This is a genomic window from Streptomyces sp. GbtcB6, from assembly GCF_019091475.1.
Classification (GTDB): domain Bacteria; phylum Actinomycetota; class Actinomycetes; order Streptomycetales; family Streptomycetaceae; genus Streptomyces; species Streptomyces hyaluromycini.
Genome location: NZ_JAGXJL010000017.1, coordinates 155,158 through 172,106, shown reverse-complemented (window position 1 = coordinate 172,106; position 16,949 = coordinate 155,158). Strand labels below are relative to the sequence as shown.

Genomic DNA, 16,949 nt, shown 5'->3' with positions numbered 1-16,949 from the left:
TAGCGTGCGGACATGCGCGCACCCATCGGAGACTTCGACACCGCCGTCCCCGCCCCCGACTGCCTCGACGAGCTGACCGCGCCGGTGGCCGACGCCGTACGCCGCTGGACCGGCGCCGTGCCCGCCGACCGGATCGTCTACGTCGAGACCGACCCGCAGTGGGCGGACACCGCGGTCTTCGTCGAGCACTACGGGCACGACCTGCTGGAGCGGTCGGCCAACTGCGTGGTGGTGGCGGGCAAGCGCGGCGGCGAGACCACCCTGGCGGCCTGCCTGGTGCTGTCCACGACCAAGGTGGACGTCAACGGCGTGGTGCGCCGCCAACTCGGCGCACGCAAGGCCTCGTTCGCCTCGATGGACGCCGCGACCGGCGCGACCGGCATGGAGTACGGCGGTATCACCCCGATCGGACTCCCGCACGACTGGCCGCTGTTGGTGGACTCGGCGGTGGTCGACCTGCCCTACGTCCTGGTCGGCAGCGGCCGCCGGCGCGGCAAACTCCTGGTCCCCGGCAAGGCGTTCGCCGAGCTGCCGGGCGCGGTGGTGCTGGAGGGGCTGGGCGTCTAGGAGTGGGCGTGCGCGTGGTGCGCCAGCGCCAGGTGCGGGTCCGCCTGGCCCGGTGCCGGTGCCGGATCGGCGTGCACCAGGGCCGCCGTCAGCCTCGGTACGGCGTGCAGCAGCGCGTGCTCGGCCCCGACGGCGATCGCGTGGGCCTGCCGTACGGTCGCCTCGCCGTCGACCACGACCGCCACCTCGGCGCGCAGCCGGTGCCCGATCCACCGCAGCCGCAGCTCGCCCACCGCACGCACCCCCGGCACCTCGCGCAGCGCCCGCTCGGCCCGGTCCGTCAGCTCCGGGTCCACGGCGTCCATCACCCGCCGGAACACCTCGCGCGCCGCGTCCCGCAGCACCAGCACGATCGCCGCGGTGATCGCCAACCCCACCAGCGGATCGGCGAGTTGCCAACCGAGGGCCGAGCCGCCGGCCCCCAGTAGCACGGCCAGTGAGGTGAATCCGTCGGTACGGGCGTGCAGCCCGTCGGCCACCAGCGCGGCCGAGCCGATCTCCCGGCCCACCCGGATCCGGTACCGGGCCACCCACTCGTTCCCGGCGAACCCGGCGAGCGCGGCCACCGCGACCGCCGGGAGGTGCGTGACCGGGCGCGGATCCAGCAGCCGGTCGACCGCGGTCCACGCGGCGAAGGCCGCCGACGCGGTGATCGTCAGCACGATCGCGATCCCCGCGAGATCCTCGGCCCGCCCGTAGCCGTAGGTGAAGCGGCGGTTCGCCGCGCGGCGCCCGAGCACGAAGGCGATGCCCAGCGGTACGGCGGTCAGCGCGTCCGCCGCGTTGTGCACCGTGTCCCCGAGCAGGGCGACGGAGCCGGACAGGACGACCACGACCGCCTGCACGAGTGCCGTGGCGCCGAGCACGGCCAGCGAGACCCAGAGTGCCCGCATACCCCGCGCCGAGGACTCCAGCGCGGAGTCGAGCTTGTCCGCCGTCTCGTGGGAGTGGGGCGTCAGAAGATGGGTGAGGCGGTGACGGAGGCCGGCGGGCGCGGGGTGGGAGTGGGACTTGGAGTCCGGGTGGCCGTGGCCGTGCTCATGGGCATGGGCATGGGCATGGTCGTGGGCGGGCTCGCCGTGCCGGTCGGGGGTGTGGGCGTGCCCGTGGGGGTGGCGGTCGTCCGCGGGGGCGTGTTCGTGGTGGTGCCGGTCGCTCATGCGGCTCCCCTCTCCGGTGCGCGGGACGTGGACATGCGACGCCCACAACGCCATTATGTGCGTATGAGCGCACGCATGCACCTATCACCTGCGCATCATGCGCATCCGCGCACCCCCGGCGAGGAGCAGTTCGCGCTGGCCGCCGAGGTCCTCGCCCTGCTCGGCGACCGCACCCGGCTCACCCTGCTGCACGCCCTGACGACCGGAGAGGCCGACGTCGGCACGCTCACCGAGGTCTGCGGCGCCGCACGGCCCGCCGTCAGCCAGCATCTGGCCCGGCTGCGGCTCGCGGGTCTGGTCGGCACGCGCAAGGAGGGGCGCCGGGTGGTGTACTCGCTGCGCCACGGTCATCTGCGGCGGCTGGTCGAGGAGGCGCTGAAGGTGGCGGACCACCGGCTGACCGAGACCGCTACCGCAACAGACGGCTGAGCTTCGTCAGCAGGGCGAGCGCCTCGTCCGGATCGCCGCCGGCATCCACCTGGCGGCCGTCCCCGCGTGGTGCTCAGTAGGCCGTGGCCGAACCGAGGTACTGCTCGGCGAAGGCCGTCGCCGCCGCGCGCGAGGTGAACAGCCTGCGCAACCGGGCCAGGCTGGTGCCCGCGAGGAACGGATCGCCGGAGGCCGTGCCGTGGTAGATGCCGGACAGGAACTGCGAGAACTCCTGGTAGTCCCAGACCCGGCGCAGGCAGGCGTGGGAGTAGCCCTCCAGGCCGGTGCCGTCGCCCTTCGTGACGTGCGCGGTGAGCGCGTCGCCCAGCAGGAAGGCGTCGTGCAGGGCGAGGTTCATGCCCTTGGCGGCGATCGGGGCGGTCAGGTGCCCGGCGTCACCGGCCAGGAAGAGGCGGCCGAACACCATCGGTTCGACCACGTAGTCGTGCATGTCCAGCAGGCGCTTCTCGATCAGCCGCCCCTCGGTGAGCGGCGGCGCCCCGGCCGCGCCGAGACGTTCGCGCAGCTCGTCCCAGACCCGGTCGTGCGACCAGTTCTCCGGATCGTCGCCCGGCGGGCACTGCAGGTAGTAGCGGGTGATCTCGGGGCTGCGTGCCATGTGCCCGGCGAAACCGTTCGGATGGACGCCGAACACCACACAGTCCGAGGAGGGCGGCGCCTCGGCGAGCAGGGCCAGCCACGCTATGCCGTAGTCCTGCCGGGCGATCCGTACCCGTCCGTCCGGTATCGCATCCCGGGTCACCCCGCGTGCCCCGTCGCAGCCCGCCATGAACTCGCAGTGCAGAAGGTGCCGTTCGCCGGTCCCGGGGTCGAGGTACGACACGGCGGGCCGGTCCGTCTCCAGGTCGTGCAACGTGACGTCCCGCACCCCGAACCTGATGTCCCCGCCGCGCACGTCGACGTACTCCCGTACCAGGTCCGTCACCAGCAACGGCTGCGGATAGACGTAGTGGTGATGGTCCGTCAGTTCGCTGTAGTCGAACCGGAACCGGTCGCCGCCGAACCGGAACTCGCACTCGCTGTGCAGCTGCGCCCGGGCCACCAGGCCGTCGGCCAGGCCGCGTTGCCGGAGCCCGCGCACCGCCCATTCCTCGATGACCCCGGCCCGTGGCCGGGTCTCGATGAACTGCCTGCTCTCGGTCTCCAGGACCACACAGTCGACGTCGGCGGCCCGCAGGATGTTGCCGACGGTCAGCCCGGCGGGCCCGGCGCCCACGATGACGACCGTACGGCGTTCTTCGGAAGGGGAGTTGATGTGGGGGGAGGGGTGAGTCACCCCCGCATTATGACGGTGTCCCGTCAGCCACGGCAGTGCCGCCGTGGCTGACGGGACGCAGGTGAGGAGGAGAAGTCAGTGCGCCGGGGCGTCCGTGACCACGACCTCGTCGATGCTGCGCTCGATGTCCTGGGCCGTGGAGGCGGTCGCCTTGGCCCAGTAGTAGATGCCGATCGAGAAGACGGCGATGACCACGATGTCCCACCACAGCGCGATGTGACCCTGGCCGCCGAAGCTGCCCTGCCAGGAGATCAGGCCCATGCCGATCAGGTAGACGGGCAGCCACTGCGCGGCCCGGAAGTCCAGCCGGGGCGCGTCCGGCAGGTTCCTGCTGTGGGCGTAGAAGGCGTAGCCGCCGAGCAGCAGGTAGCCGAGGATGATCGCGAGGCCGAGCCGCCACAGGATGTCCCAGCCGGACCAGTAGATGATCAGGTTGGCGACCACGAAGGACAGCGGGGAGATCACCTTGCCGAAGGGCAGCCGGTACGGGCGCTCCCGCTGCGGCAGCTTGTCGCTGAAGACGCCGTACGCCAGCGGGGCGCCGGCGTACATCAGCACGCTCGCCGAGGTGATGAAGCCGACCAACTGCTGCCAGCTCGGGAACGGCAGGAAGCAGATCACGCCGGTCACGAAGGACATGATGAGACCGAACCACGGCACACCGCGGGCGTCGGTCCGGGCGAAGATCTTCGGCGCGTAGCCGTTCTTCGCCAGACCGTAGGAGACGCGGGAGGTGGCGGTGGTGTAGATGAGGCCGGTGCCGCCGGGGGAGATGATCGCGTCCAGGTAGAGGACCCAGGCCAGCCAGCCGAGGCCCACCAGGGTGGCGAGGCCGGCCCACGGGCCGCTGATGCCCTCGTACGCGAGGTGGCCCCAGCCGCGCGCGAAGGTGCTGTGCGGCAGCGCGGCGATGAACACGACCTGGAGCAGGACGTAGATGACGGCGCCGATCGCGACCGAGCCGAGCGTGGCGCGCGGCAGGTCCTTCTTCGGGTTGCGGCTCTCGCCGGCCAGCTGGATGGCCTGCTCGAAGCCGAGCAGCGCGAAGATGATGCCGCTGGTGCTGATCGCGGTCAGTACACCCTTGGCGCCGAAGGGCGCGAAGCCCTCCGAGTGGAAGTTGCCCGGGTGGAAGTTGCCGATCGCGATGATGAAGATCGCGGCCAGCGGCACGGCGATCTTCCACCAGGTCGCGGCGCTGTTGGTGTGCGCGAGCACCCGGACGCCGAAGAAGTTGACGCCGACGAACAGTGCCATGAGCACGACAGCCGCCAGCAGGCCGCTCGCGGTCAGGGTGCCGTCGGCGTGCTGGAGGTGCTGGGCCCACTTCCAGTGACCGGCGTAACCGATCATGGCCTCGACCTCGATCGGGGCCACGGTCGCGGCCTGGAGCCAGGAGAACCAGCCGAAGGACATGCCGGCCAGGCCGCCGAACGCGTAGTGCGGGTAGCGGGCCGTGCCGCCCGCCACCGGGAACATGCCGCCGAGCTCGGCGTGCACCAGTGCCAGGAGCACGATCGCGATCGCGCCGATCACCCACGAGATGATCGCCGCGGGGCCGGCCACGCCGACCGCCTTCTCGGCGCCGTACAGCCATCCGGAGCCGATGATCGAGCCCACAGAGGCCCACATCAGGCCGATGAGCCCGACGTCCCGCCTCAGACCGCCCGAAGGTGTGATGTCCTCCGTCGCGGCTTTCTCGACACTCACCATGTCAAGTGGCCTCTCAGTTTCTGAACGCAGATTTAACGAGCAAGAGGGCACAACTTAAGGGCGCACGCCGCAGGCAGTGAAGAGTGTTTCCGAAGATTTGACCCTCGATCTTTCTTGTCTTGGCCAAAGCTTTTGCACTGGTCAGTGCGGGTCACGGAATGTCCGTATTCAGTGGCGATATGTGAGAAGAGGGTGAGACAGGCAAGCTCAGATTTTCCTCAAATCTGCCTCGGATCTGGCCTGGGCGGGGGATTTCGATGGCCGGGCAGCGATCGATGACCATGTCAAGACCGGCGGCCCCCGCCCGCTCGTACGCCGCCTCGTGTGGAGGTGGGCCGGTGAGCTGGGCTGATCAGCCGAGCAGAGGGATCTCGATGGCCGGGCAGCGGTCCATGACCATGGCGAGGCCGGCGTCGCGGGTGCGCTCGTACGCGGCCTCGTCGATCACGCCGAGCTGGAACCAGACGGCCTTGGCTCCGATGGAGACGGCCTCGTCGGCGACGGCGCCGGCGAGGCCGCTGTTGACGAAAACATCGACAACATCGATTTCGAAGGGGATCGCGTCAAGCGAGGGGTACCCCACCTCGCCGTGGACCGTCTCGGCCTTCGGGTGCACCGGCACGATGCGCTTGCCGAAGCGCTGGAGCACCGCGGCGACGCCGTATGCCGGACGCCGCTGGTTCGTCGACAGGCCGACGACCGCCCAGGTGTCGCCGAGCTCGGTGAGGATCTTGCGGACTGTACCTTCGTCGGCGTACACGCTAGGGCTCCTTGAGGTCGATGCAGAGACTGTGCGCCCGACAACAGCCGGTGGACCGTGGCGATTCCTCTCGGCCGTGACGGGACGTCCGGGCCGGCTCCGACGGCGACGCCGGGCTCACCTTCGCGGTGCTCCCCGGCGGTCCCGCCCCCTGGCCGAGGCGTCGCGATTCGACGCGCGGCGGCGTGTGCCCGTCTCGGTCGGTCAGGGCCGGTAGACCATCCCCGGCTGTGGCTTGGCGGGGGCGAGGAGCTGGGACACCGTGACGATGGTGTACCCGCGCTGCTTGAGCGCCTTGAGGATCCCCGGGACGGCGGGCACGGTCCCCTTGTGCAGGTCGTGCAGCAGGATGATGCCGTCGCGGTGGGTCTGGTCGAGCACCCGCCTGGTGATCAGGGCCGAGTCGGTCGTCTCGTAGTCCTTGGCGGTGACGCTCCACAGCACCTGGGCCAGCCCCAGCTCCCGGCAGACCTTGGCCACTTTGCGGCTGGTACGGCCCTCCGGCGGACGCATCAGGACGGGCTTGACGCCGGTGATCCTCTCGATGGCGTCCTGCGTCCGGGCCAGCTCCTGACGGGCGTCGTCCTCGTCGAGGTCCGTCAACCTCTTGTGATTCCAGGTGTGATTGCCGATCTCGTTCCCCTCTTCCGCGATGCGCCGGAGGATGTCGGGGTATTTCGAGATATGGCCCTTGCCCTGCACGAAGAACGTGGCGTGCAGACCCCGCTGCTTGAGGATGTCCAGCAGCCTGGGGGTCGTCGGGCTGGGGCCGCCGTCGAAGCTGAGGGCCACGCACTTCGCCTTGCGGCAGTCGACGCTTCCGGACACCGATCCCGATGCCTTGGCGCGGGCGGCGCGTGGCGAGGTGTGGTCGTAGGTGGTGACCGTCAGGGCCAGAGTCACGGCGACGGCCAGGACGGCGGCCGCCGCTGTCGCGACGGCGATGAGTATGCGTGATCGTCTGGTACGCGAGCTGAAGAGCATGCGAGCCCTTTCTTCGGTGGAGTTCCGGGGTCACCGCGTGCGGGTGAGAGCCGGCTTCGCGGTGAGGTCCCGCAGGTGTGTGTCGAGCGTCAGGTGATGTCTCAGGAGGCGGCCGAGCCGACGTTCCACCAGGGTGTGGACGAGCAGGGACAGCCCCAGCATGCAGATGACGGACAGTGCCATCGAGGGCAGTGGCCCCAGCCCCGGGAACGCCCGGATCAGGCCTTTGGCCAGGGGAATGCCGAGGCTCTGGTGGACGAGGTAGAAGGGGTAGGTGAGCGCCCCGGCGGTCACCGGCCAACGCCATCGCAGTCCGGCGAGCGGGCCGATTCCGGCGAGGGCCAGCAGCCCTAGGCAGAGGGTGAGTACGACCGCGCAGACGGCCCAGGAGGGCCGGCCCTCGCCAGGGGGCACGGCCGCGTGGTCGGCCACCCGCAGTTCGAGCACGGTGAGTTGGTAGCACCAGGCGAAGCCGAGCAGCAGCCAGAGCAGGAGGTTCTGTCCGAACCTGTGCATGAGGTGGAGCACGATCCCGGCGACGAAGAGGCCGGTGTACCGGGTCAGTACGAACTCGTCGAGCAGCGGTGAGTGGAGTTCAAAGACGATGACACCGGCCAGGAGCCAGACTCCGCAGAACGCCACCACCCTCCGGTAGGACAGGCCGAAGACCAGCAACGCGGCCATCAGCAGGTAGAAACGCGCCTCCACCCAGAGCGTCCAGCTGACTCCGTCGACCGGATCGAGGCCCAGCGGTCCCGGGGCCATCGTCAGGTTCCCCAGGACCGTACGGGGGTCGATGCGGGTGGCGGCGGGCCGATGGCCCAGCCGCGAGACCAGGACGAGCAGGACGACCAGGAGTACCGCGCACCAGTAGGCCGGGAAGAGCCGTGAGATCCGGGAGACGGCGAACTGTGCGGGAGTGCGCCCCCAGCAGCTCATGCAGATCACGAATCCGCTGATGAGGAAGAAGAACTCGACGCCGAGCCAGCCGTAGCGGCTGATCTCGTGCAGGAGCGGGGCGGAGTCCCGGAGCTCGGCCCTGCCCCAGAAGTGCGGGGTGGGCGTGCCCAGGAAGTGGTAGGCGGCCACCATCATCGCTGCCACCAGGCGGAGCCCGTCTATCGCGGTGAGGCGCGACTGCCCGCTGTGAGGTTCGGCGGACGGTATGTCGGACGGCATGTCGGAGCCAGGGCCGTCTCAGGCGGTGGGCAGGGGCGAGCGGCTGACACGTATCCTCGACCGGCCGTGCGGGCGCTTCTCCCAGTCCTCCATGAACCGCGTGTGCAGGCCGTGCCGCTGTGCCAGGTCCAGGAGGGTCTCGGTGCGGTAGGAGAAGTCCTCGCGCACTTCGGGGCGCAGCCCGTGTTCGACGAGGTGGTCGAACTGCATCTGCCCGAGCGCCAGCCAGCGGTCGTGGGTCTGACTGCCGACCGCGGCCTCCGGGCTGCGGCGGGTGTCCGAGGCCATCACGGCCCGGTAGTAGCCGACGCGGCCGGGGTGGCGCAGGGCGTAACCGGTCTTGTGGGTGAGGGCGGCGCGGTTGCTGCGCAGTTTCTTCGGCGACTTGGCGTCGGCGGGCATGATGAAGCAACCTCCGTGCAGAAGAGGGGGATCCCGGTGGGGGATGAAGGCGATGACGTGGTGAAGCGGATGTGCCTCGATGCGGACGCCGTGGTCAGACGCGGCGGCGCAGGAGCAGCACGGTGGCGGCCGTGAGCAGGACGGCCAGGCCGCCGAGGACGGCGGTGTCGGTCCACTGGAAGGCCCAGTAGTCACCGGCCGGGTTGGCTTCGTAGAAACGGGCGACGTACCCGTGCGCCGTCATGCACTCCTTGAGCTGGGCGCCTGACGGGAAGGGGCAGTTGAACACGGAGTCGTGGCGGCCGGAGGCGGTGATCAGGCCGTAGTCGCCGGTCGACCACTTCTCGCCCATCGGCGCTTTGGGGATGATGCCGGCACTGACGTAGGTGTGCGGCGGGACCAGCAGCCGGGCCCAGTGGGTCCACTCCAGCAGGAGCGTCATCACCCCCGTCACCAGCAGGGTCAGGCCCATCGCCGCCAGGACCCTGCGGACCAGCAGACCGAGCAGGGTGCCGGCCGCCAGGCCGAACAGGGCGGCCGCGACGACGCGGGGGCCCGAGCCGCTCAGGGCGGTGTCGTCGTACCAGAACAGGCCGTAGCTCCGGTCGGCGGCCGGCCGCCACCACCACGCGAACACTGCCGCGAGCAGGCCGGAGAGGACGGTGGTGGTCGCCGCGGCCAGGGCGAACCGGGAGGCGAACCACTGACCGCGGCTCACGCCCTGGGCGAGGACCACGCGGTGGGTGCCCAGTTCCCGGTCGCGGCCCAGCAGCGGGGTGCCCCAGAAGACCCCGATGACGACGGGCAGGGCGATGTTCAGCGCCCCGAGGTACTTCAGCGGCGCGACGTCCAGCAGGAGGAGCTGGCCGGTGTCGGACCGGGTGCAGAACAGCGGCCCGGTGGCGCAGTGGTCGAACAGCCCGCTGTGCAGGGCGTCCAGCATGCCCGAGCGGCAGTAGGCGGCGATGGCCGCGGCCAGGACCAGGGCGGCCGCACCGATGCCGGCCGGTACGCGCTGCTGGCGCCAGGCGAGCCAGAGGGAGCCTCTCACGCCGCCGCCTCCGTCCGCTCGCCCGAGGCGGGGTGCCCCGGCTCACCGGCCTGGAGATAGCCGACCAGGACGTCCTCCAGCCTGGGTCGTTCGACATGCCAGTCGCCGCGCAGTGGTCCCTGCTGCCGTATCAGGGCGGTCAGCTGTCTGCCGGCGGTACGGCGCTGTACGACGGTGTGCTGTCCGGTCAGGGTGTTAGCCCGGTCGGCGGGTCCGGTCAGTACGGCGTGACTCTCGCGCAGTGCCTCGGCGTCCTCGCTCAACTCGGCGCGGCCGTCGCGCAGTACCAGCACCCAGTCGCAGGTCTCCTCCAACTCGGGCAGGACGTGCGAGGACAGCACGATGCTCGTGCCGCGCTCGGCGGCCTCGGCCATGAGCTCCGCCATGATCTCGCCTCGGGCCACGGGATCGAGGTCGGCCAACGGCTCGTCGAGAAGCAGGAGTTCGGGCCGCTTGCCCAGCGCCAGGGCGAGCGCGACGCGGGTGCGCCGCCCGGGGGACAGCTCGCCGACGCGGGCGCCGAGCGGGATACCGCCCTCGCGGACGATCCGCTCGGCCGCCGTCCGGTCCCACGAGGAGTTCAGCTTCGCGCCCATCAGCAGGGTGTCCGCCACGGTGAAGCGGGGGTAGAGCGGCTTGTCCTGGGTCAGCAGGGCGACCCGGGCGCGGGCCTCGGACGTACCGGGTACGGCGCCCTGTGCACGCAGTTCCCCGGAGTCGGCCCGCAGCAGGCCGCCGGCCAGGTGCAGGAGGGTGCTCTTGCCGGCGCCGTTGCGTCCGACGAGGGCGGCGATGCGACCGCCGGGCACGGTGAACTCGCAGTCCCGCAGGGCCCAGTCGCCCCGCCTCCGGTACCGGAATCCGAGTCCCGTGGCGCACAGCGCGGCCGGCGCGTCAGGCCCGGTCATACGTCCTCCTTCTTCCGTTCCCGGTCGCCCGGGGTGCGGCTGTCGTGCTCGTCGTCGTAGGCGTCCAGGACCGCGGTGACCATGGCGAGGACATCGGCCCGCTCCAGGCCCGCGGCCCGTGCGCGTGCCACCCAGTCGGTGACCTCCCGGCGCAGCGGCGAGTCGTCCTCCGCGCCGGGCCGGGCGAGTGATCGCGTCACGAAGGTTCCGAGTCCGCGGCGCAGTTCGACCAGGCCGGCCTGCTCCAGGTCGCGGTAGGCCCGGAGCACGGTGTTGGGGTTGATGGCCGTCGCCGCCACCACTTCCTTGGCCGTGGGCAGCTTGTCCCCGACCTTCAGAAAACCCATCCGGAGCGCCCGTTCGGTCTGCTCGATGATCTGCACGTAGGCCGGCACGCCGCTGCCACGGTCGATCCGGTAGTCGATCACGTCGCCTTCCTCGGTTCCACCATGCTTGTACTAATGAATTAATGGAAGCATGGTGGATAGGTGACGGAGCTGTCAAACACCCATGAGCGCGCGAGCACGAGGGGGCACCGCCGTCGGGTCATGCCGCACAGGTGGGACATGAGGGCCGGGAGCCCACGCGTGGCGCTGGGCCGTCCTCTTCGCGGACGGCCCGACGGTGAAGATCACGTCCGGCAGCTACAACCCGAAGGCGATTCGGTCAGCCTCTGGTCTCTGAGCCGGACTTCGGCGCGTCGCGCGCCATGCCGTGCCGTCAGCCTGTCCGACGACAACGCCGTCCGGACGTTGCGCAGGGAGTCCTTCCGGCCGTGCCGCGGAATGACGACCGGCGTCAGAAACCTGCTGAGCGTTCCGCAGCCCGGTTGGGCGTGTCGTGCCGGGGCCGGGGCCAAGACGGTCGACTGCCGCTCGTCAGCCGGTCAGGACCGGGTTGACCAAGACCGGCGGGAATCGGACACCTCATCGCGGTGCGGGGCGACCACCACGTGGTTCGCCCGCGAACGACTGCCTACGCACGGGACTCGCTCAGCGCCGGGCGGCGGGCTGCGGCGAGGTGGCTCGCGGCGTCGCCGCTTCCGCCGTCAAGCAGTCTCCAGGCTTACGGACCTCGGCCCGAGGCCGACGCCCAGCAGCGCCTCGAGCCGCGTCGTGGTGTGCTCCACGCCGCGGTGCAGGACAGTGGCCATGCCCAGCGCCTCGGCGGGCGGCAGGTTCTCCGCGTTGTCATCGACGAAGACGCATTCCTCGCCGGACACTTCGAGCATCTTGAGAATGAGCTCGTACACAGCCGGCTCCGGTTTGCGCAGTCCGTGCTGCTCGGAAATGAGCGCCGCGTCGAAGGCCGCGTCGATGTCGAAGCCGCGATACATGTTCCACGGCGCCAGGCCCATGCTGTTGGACAACAGGCCGGTCCTCAGTCCGGAGGCGCGCGCCCGAGCCACTACCGACACCATGGATTCATCGAGCCGGGAATCCGCGAAGATCCGGCCCAGAAGGTCGGTGCTGTCGATACCCAGCGCCTCGGCCCATGCGACGGTTCCAGTCGAACTGAGTGGCCCCGCCACGTTCGAGGTCGTGAGTGAACTCGACCATCGCCGGGTCCCGGAACCAGGCCTGCTCCACCGCTCCCTCGGAAAGACCCTCACGGGCTTCGAAGTTACGCACCGCATCATCGAGCGGTGTCGTGAGGACACCGCCGAAGTCGACTATGAGACATGTCCTCGGCACAGTCTTACGAACCTCTCTCCTGCACCAGCAGGTTGACTCATGTCGTTGGATGGACCGTGGAGTGGTGCTTGTGATGGCGGGCCTTCCAGGTGACCGCGCCGGCGATGTCGGTGAGGTACTGGTGGCCGCACTGTTCAGCGCAGGTGCCTGTCGGCGATCTCCCGGTACTCCTGCGCGGTCGGCTTGGGGATCTGCGAGCCTTCGCCGTAGAGGGCGCGGCTGACTCGGACACGCAGGCGCCCGGCAAGGCTGGTGCCGGCGCCCGGTCCCCCCGCGTCGCCGTTCGAGCCGGGGGCGATCGGCGCGTATTGCTCATGCTGGGTAAGGAGGTTGAGTTCCTCCTGGCCGAGCGGCTCGTGCACCTCGACGAACTCGCCGTGCGGCAAGCGCTTGAGGACGCCGGTCTCTCGGCCGTGCAGTACCTTGTCGCGATCTCCGCGCTGCAGACCGAGGGCACAGCGCTTCGCCACGGCGTACGCCGCGAGAGGCACGACGAAGAGGCCGATACGGACCGCCCATGTCACTGATTCGACGGAGACATGGAAGCGGGTGGCGATGATGTCGTTCGCGGCGCCGATGAGCGACACCAGATAGAAGCCGATCCATGCGACACCGAGTGCAGTTCGCACGGGGCGGTTGCGCGGTCTGTCCAGAAGGTGCTGCTCGCGATCGTCCCCAGTCACCCAGGACTCGATAAACGGATACGCGCCCATGACCAGGAAGAGGCCGACGCCTGCCGCCAGCGGAATCAGGTTGTCCAGTGCAAGAGTGTGGCCCCAGAAGTCGATTTCCCAGCCTGGCATGACGCGCAGCAGTCCGTCCGCCACGCCCATGTACCAGTCGGGCTGCGATCCGGCCGAGACCTGGTCGGCACGGTAGGGGCCGTACAGCCAGATGGGATTGATCTGCGCGACTGCGGCGATGGCGAGGATGGCACCGGCGACCAGCAAGAAGAGGCCCGCGGACTTCACCGCCCGCACCTTGAGCGGTAGGCCCACGACATTCCTGTTGCTCCGTCCCGGGCCTGGATACTGCGTGTGCCTGTGGTGGAGCAGAAGGAGCAGATGGGCGACGAGCAGTCCCACCATGAGGGCAGGGATGATCAGAACATGGATTGCGTTGAAGCGCGCCACCAGTTCACCGCCCGGGAACTCGCCTCCGAAGAGAAACATCGAGAGGTAGGTTCCGACGATCGGTATGGAAAGGATCGTTCCGTTCACGACGGCGAGCCCGGTTCCGGAGAGCAGGTCATCCGGCAGGTCGTATCCGGTCAGCCCTCCGAACATTCCGAGGACCAGCAGCAGGAACCCGAACAGCCACTGGAATTCGCGGGGCTTGCGGAAGGCGCCGGTGAAGAACACGCGCAGCATGTGGACCAGCATGGCCCCGATGAACACCAGGGCCGCCCAGTGATGGGCCTGTCGGATCAACAGGCCGCCCCGGACGTCGAAGGAGAGGTGCATGGTCGAGTCGAACGCCTCCGACACCTCCTGCCCCCGCAACGGCAGGTAACTGCCGTGGTACTGCACCTCTTTCATCGACGGATGGAAGTACAGGGTCAGATAGACTCCTGTCACGACAATGACGATGAAACTGTACAGACAGATCTCGCCCAACAGGAAAGACCAGTGGTCCGGGAAAGCTCTACGCGCTTTGGCCCGGATCAGGCTGTACGGGCCCAGGCGCTCGTCTGCCCAGCGGGCAATCCTCTCCCCGCCGCCTCCTTCGCCTGCTTCCTTTTTTCGACTCTGATCGTCCATGCCCCTGCAACCATTCCTCATCCGGCCCGAAAAGGGACGCTCTTGGCCTTACGGATTCCACGTTTCCTGACCTGGCGGGCGGGGCGCCAATTCTGTTTCCATCCGTGTTCTGCGTGCGTGTAGGAAAACTGAGACGTCAGCCTTTCTGGCGTCCTGCGCAAGGTCTTCCTGGTGGCCGCACTCCTTGGGCGAGCAGGCTCATGACTGCCGCCACCCATATGACCGGGCAGGAGGCACGGATGTGACACGCACGGCGGCAAGGCGGCGTTCGCTCTCCGTCTTTCCACCCCAGATGCCCTCCACCTGCCCGACCCGCATGGCCCAGTCGAGACACTGCTCCATGACCGGGCAACGGCGGCAGACGGCCTTGGCCTCGGCGGTCTGAACGTGCGTCAGGACGCCGTCTCCTATGGGGAAGAACAGGTCGGGGTCGATGCGCACGCAGGCTCCCTGTTCGCGCCAATGCGTTGCGTGGTCGCGTTGTTCCGTAGCCATGGCAATGAAAATCTCCGGGATTCGTCGCTCGACACGAGGACCTGGAATGCGGTCACGGTTTCTCGTCTCCGTGTCCGCGCACCGGCCACGCGCGCGGGTCCGCGGACCGCCGCGCTCAGACCACGATCTTGCGCGGGTTGAAGTTGCGGCCAGGGTCGGCGGCGTCGAGGAGGCCCGACATGATCGCGACGCCCTGCGTCGAGATGTCCTCCGCCAACCACGGCGCGTGCTCCAGGCCCACCCCGTGGTGGTGCGAGATCGTGCCGCCGGCGTCGACGAACGCCTGCTGGATGGCGCGCTTGACGGTGTCGTACTCGCCGAGCGGATCGTCGCCGAACGCGAAGGCGAAAGTGAAGTAGAGGCAGGCTCCCGAGTGGTACGAGTGCGACAGGTGCGACATGGTCCAGCCCTTGTGGCCGATCTTCTCGTAGGCGCGGTCGGCCGCCTCGTAGACCGCCGCGTGGATGCCACGCAGCTTCGACCACGGACCGGCGGTCTCGCTCACGTCGCCGGCGGCACCGCGGTCGAGCAGGAAGTCGCGGATGTACGGCGTGTCGAACTTCTTCTGGTCGTAGAGCGCACCGGGTCCCTTGCCGACGCCGATGCCCTGATGCCTGCGCACCATCCGGTCGACGAGCGACTTCTGCCGTTTCGCGTGCGCCGCGCCGCCCTCGAAGCCGATGAAGGAGAGGCACATCTCGTCGAGGTTCCAGCCACGTCTCCTGAGATACGCCATGAGGCCGGCCTGTACCTTCTTCTGAATGCCCTTCGACTCCTTGCTCGTCGCCAGGGAGAAGCCCGTCTCGTGCGCGTCCGAGATACGGGTGACCGAGGGCGAGACATCGCTCTCGGCGATCTCCTGCATCGCGGCGAGGCCGTGATCGAGGTTCTTGAAGAAGTAGGCGTAGATGGCCCGCTTCTCGGGGAGCCGGTGCACCTGCGCCGTGACCTCGGTGATGACGCCGAGCCGCCCCTCCGAGCCCACCACCATCTCCCGCACGCTCGGCCCGGTCGACGCGCTCGGAACGGCACGGATCACGAGGACCCCGCCGGCCCGTACGACACGCAGCCCCTTGACGATGTCCGCGATGTCGCCGTACTTGTCCGACTGCATGCCGGACGAGCGCGTGGCGACCCACCCGCCGAGTGTCGAGTGGGTGAACGAGTCGGGAAAGTGTCCCATCGTCCAGCCGTCCCGGTTGAGTTGGGCCTCGAGACCGGGGCCCAGCGCCCCGGCCTGGATGCGCGCCAGGCCGGAGTCGGCGTCGATCTCCAGCACCCGGTCGAGGCGGCCGAGGTCGAGTGAGACGACCACCCGTGACTCGTCCGGGTGCGGTTCAAGGCTGCCCGCGATATTGCTGCCGCCCCCGAAAGGGATGATCACGGCGTCCGCCTCGACGGCCGTGTCGACGACACGTCGCACCTCCGCCTCGTCGGCCGGGTAGACGACCACATCGGGAGTGCGCGCGATCTCGCCGGTCCGGATGCGGACCAGGTCACGCAGGCTCTTGCCGTACGTGTGGACGACCCGGGACAGGTCGTCGACGGCGGTGTACCCGGCTCCCACGATGCCGCTCAGAGCCGTCACGAACTCCTCGGGTGCCGTCGAGGGCTCCACCTTCAGCTGCGAGAAGTCGGACTGTTCGGTGCGCTCGGCCGCCCAGAGATCGAGACCGATGGCCTTCTGCACGAACGGCGCGAAGCCAGGTTTGTCCTCGTGCCGGAAGCCGACACCGTCCACACCCCAGCCCCACCACTTCATGTGTTTCACCGCACCGGTGTGCACCGCGTCGGTGCGGCGGGTGGGTTCGGTCATGAACGGTCTCCTTCGAGTACACGACGTGAGGTGGCATCCGCGCCGAGGATGCGGTCGGAGTGCTCCTCGGCCAGGGCGGCGATCGCCGAGCGGATGCGCTCGGTGAACTCGCTCCGCAACTCGCCGGGTTGGGCAGTGAGCGGTTCGCCGAAGACGACCCCGACCGGCAGGCGGCCCGGTTTCGGCCAGTTCGATCCGCGAGGATGTGCCGCATGCGCGCCGATGACGGCGACGGGGAGCACCGGCACCTCGGCCGACGAGGCGAGCGCCGCCGCCCCCGGCTTGAAAGCCCCGAGCGATCCGTCACGCGAGCGGGTGCCTTCGGGATAGATCAGGAGCGGCACTCCCCGGTTCAGCAGGGCCTTGGCGCTCACTCTGCGCGTGTTCCTTCCGGTGCGGTCGACCGGGAAGGCGTTGAAGAAGAGAGCCGTGAGGCCGCGCCGCCGCCACACGTCGAAGAAGTAGTCGGCGGCGGCTCCCACCGCGAGGTAGCGCGCCAGCCGGCGGGGCAGCGCGCCCATGATGAGTGGCGTGTCGAGGTGCGAGGTGTGATTGGCGACGACGGCATATGCGTCCTCGACGTTCGCCAAGCGCTCGCGCCCAAGTACCGTGACGCTGGTCACGCTCCAGACGACGGGCTTCAGCAGCCCCCGCTCCGCGACGAAACGCGCCGCAGCGTGAGAGCGTGACGTGAAACGGTCGCGCACCGTCGCAGGCATCCGCTTCCTTCCCGT

The 16,949-nt window shown here is 69.3% G+C and carries 17 protein-coding genes and 1 pseudogene; 2 read left to right on the top strand and 16 right to left on the bottom strand.

The features are described from left to right. Positions 1-12: 12 nt before the first annotated feature. Positions 13-567, top strand: a complete 555-nt coding sequence (locus KVT45_RS27925) for a YbaK/EbsC family protein (RefSeq protein ID WP_217551854.1) — start codon at positions 13-15, stop codon at positions 565-567. Here the strand turns inward: KVT45_RS27925 and KVT45_RS27920 are convergent. Then, positions 564-1,808: a cation diffusion facilitator family transporter gene (locus KVT45_RS27920; RefSeq protein WP_217551853.1), complete on the bottom strand. Its 1,245-nt coding sequence runs from the start codon at positions 1,806-1,808 to the stop codon at positions 564-566. The genes KVT45_RS27925 and KVT45_RS27920 overlap by 4 nt on opposite strands. Here KVT45_RS27920 and KVT45_RS27915 point away from each other — a divergent pair. Then, on the top strand, positions 1,803-2,156 hold the full coding sequence (locus KVT45_RS27915; RefSeq protein ID WP_217551852.1) for a metalloregulator ArsR/SmtB family transcription factor: 354 nt from the start codon (positions 1,803-1,805) through the stop codon (positions 2,154-2,156). The genes KVT45_RS27920 and KVT45_RS27915 overlap by 6 nt on opposite strands. 73 nt (positions 2,157-2,229) lie before the next feature. On the opposite strand, the gene KVT45_RS27910 is transcribed toward KVT45_RS27915, so the two are convergent. The 15 genes and pseudogenes from KVT45_RS27910 to KVT45_RS27845 all read right to left on the bottom strand — a co-directional run bounded on the left by KVT45_RS27910 (position 2,230) and on the right by KVT45_RS27845 (position 16,922). Then, complete coding sequence (locus KVT45_RS27910) at positions 2,230-3,453, bottom strand: 4-hydroxybenzoate 3-monooxygenase (RefSeq protein ID WP_217551851.1); 1,224 nt, start codon at positions 3,451-3,453, stop codon at positions 2,230-2,232. Positions 3,454-3,528: 75 nt separating this feature from the next. Next, positions 3,529-5,166: an APC family permease gene (locus KVT45_RS27905; protein ID WP_302832558.1), complete on the bottom strand. Its 1,638-nt coding sequence runs from the start codon at positions 5,164-5,166 to the stop codon at positions 3,529-3,531. 238 nt (positions 5,167-5,404) lie between these two features. Continuing rightward, positions 5,405-5,488 (bottom strand): annotated as a pseudogene (locus KVT45_RS56565) (CoA-binding protein); the annotation flags it as partial. A gap of 30 nt (positions 5,489-5,518) precedes the next feature. After that, positions 5,519-5,926, bottom strand: a complete 408-nt coding sequence (locus tag KVT45_RS27900) for a CoA-binding protein (protein ID WP_217551850.1) — start codon at positions 5,924-5,926, stop codon at positions 5,519-5,521. 204 nt (positions 5,927-6,130) lie between these two features. Continuing rightward, complete coding sequence (locus KVT45_RS27895) at positions 6,131-6,910, bottom strand: polysaccharide deacetylase family protein (RefSeq protein WP_217551849.1); 780 nt, start codon at positions 6,908-6,910, stop codon at positions 6,131-6,133. 30 nt (positions 6,911-6,940) lie between these two features. Further along, complete coding sequence (locus KVT45_RS27890; protein ID WP_217551848.1) at positions 6,941-8,089, bottom strand: acyltransferase; 1,149 nt, start codon at positions 8,087-8,089, stop codon at positions 6,941-6,943. A gap of 18 nt (positions 8,090-8,107) precedes the next feature. Next, on the bottom strand, positions 8,108-8,491 hold the full coding sequence (locus tag KVT45_RS27885) for a hypothetical protein (RefSeq protein WP_217551847.1): 384 nt from the start codon (positions 8,489-8,491) through the stop codon (positions 8,108-8,110). A gap of 94 nt (positions 8,492-8,585) precedes the next feature. Continuing rightward, positions 8,586-9,542 (bottom strand): transporter, encoded by a 957-nt coding sequence (locus tag KVT45_RS27880; protein ID WP_217551846.1) that lies wholly within the window; start codon positions 9,540-9,542, stop codon positions 8,586-8,588. Next, positions 9,539-10,450, bottom strand: a complete 912-nt coding sequence (locus tag KVT45_RS27875) for an ABC transporter ATP-binding protein (protein WP_217551845.1) — start codon at positions 10,448-10,450, stop codon at positions 9,539-9,541. Before KVT45_RS27875 ends, KVT45_RS27880 begins: the two co-directional genes overlap by 4 nt. Then, a complete protein-coding gene (locus KVT45_RS27870) occupies positions 10,447-10,878 on the bottom strand; it encodes a GntR family transcriptional regulator (protein WP_217551844.1) in 432 nt (143 codons plus the stop codon). The genes KVT45_RS27875 and KVT45_RS27870 overlap by 4 nt, the downstream gene beginning before the upstream one ends. 620 nt (positions 10,879-11,498) lie before the next feature. Continuing rightward, positions 11,499-11,981 (bottom strand): HAD-IA family hydrolase, encoded by a 483-nt coding sequence (locus KVT45_RS27865; RefSeq protein WP_308310878.1) that lies wholly within the window; start codon positions 11,979-11,981, stop codon positions 11,499-11,501. Between the two features lie 297 nt (positions 11,982-12,278). Continuing rightward, complete coding sequence (locus KVT45_RS27860; RefSeq protein ID WP_217551843.1) at positions 12,279-13,904, bottom strand: cytochrome b N-terminal domain-containing protein; 1,626 nt, start codon at positions 13,902-13,904, stop codon at positions 12,279-12,281. 198 nt (positions 13,905-14,102) lie between these two features. Beyond that, positions 14,103-14,399 (bottom strand): WhiB family transcriptional regulator, encoded by a 297-nt coding sequence (locus KVT45_RS27855; RefSeq protein ID WP_217551842.1) that lies wholly within the window; start codon positions 14,397-14,399, stop codon positions 14,103-14,105. A gap of 115 nt (positions 14,400-14,514) precedes the next feature. Continuing rightward, on the bottom strand, positions 14,515-16,215 hold the full coding sequence (locus KVT45_RS27850; protein ID WP_217551841.1) for an FAD-binding oxidoreductase: 1,701 nt from the start codon (positions 16,213-16,215) through the stop codon (positions 14,515-14,517). After that, the gene (locus KVT45_RS27845) at positions 16,212-16,922 is read right to left on the bottom strand and encodes a lysophospholipid acyltransferase family protein (protein WP_308310877.1); all 711 of its coding nucleotides are present in this window, start codon (positions 16,920-16,922) and stop codon (positions 16,212-16,214) included. Before KVT45_RS27845 ends, KVT45_RS27850 begins: the two co-directional genes overlap by 4 nt. Positions 16,923-16,949 lie beyond the last annotated feature (27 nt).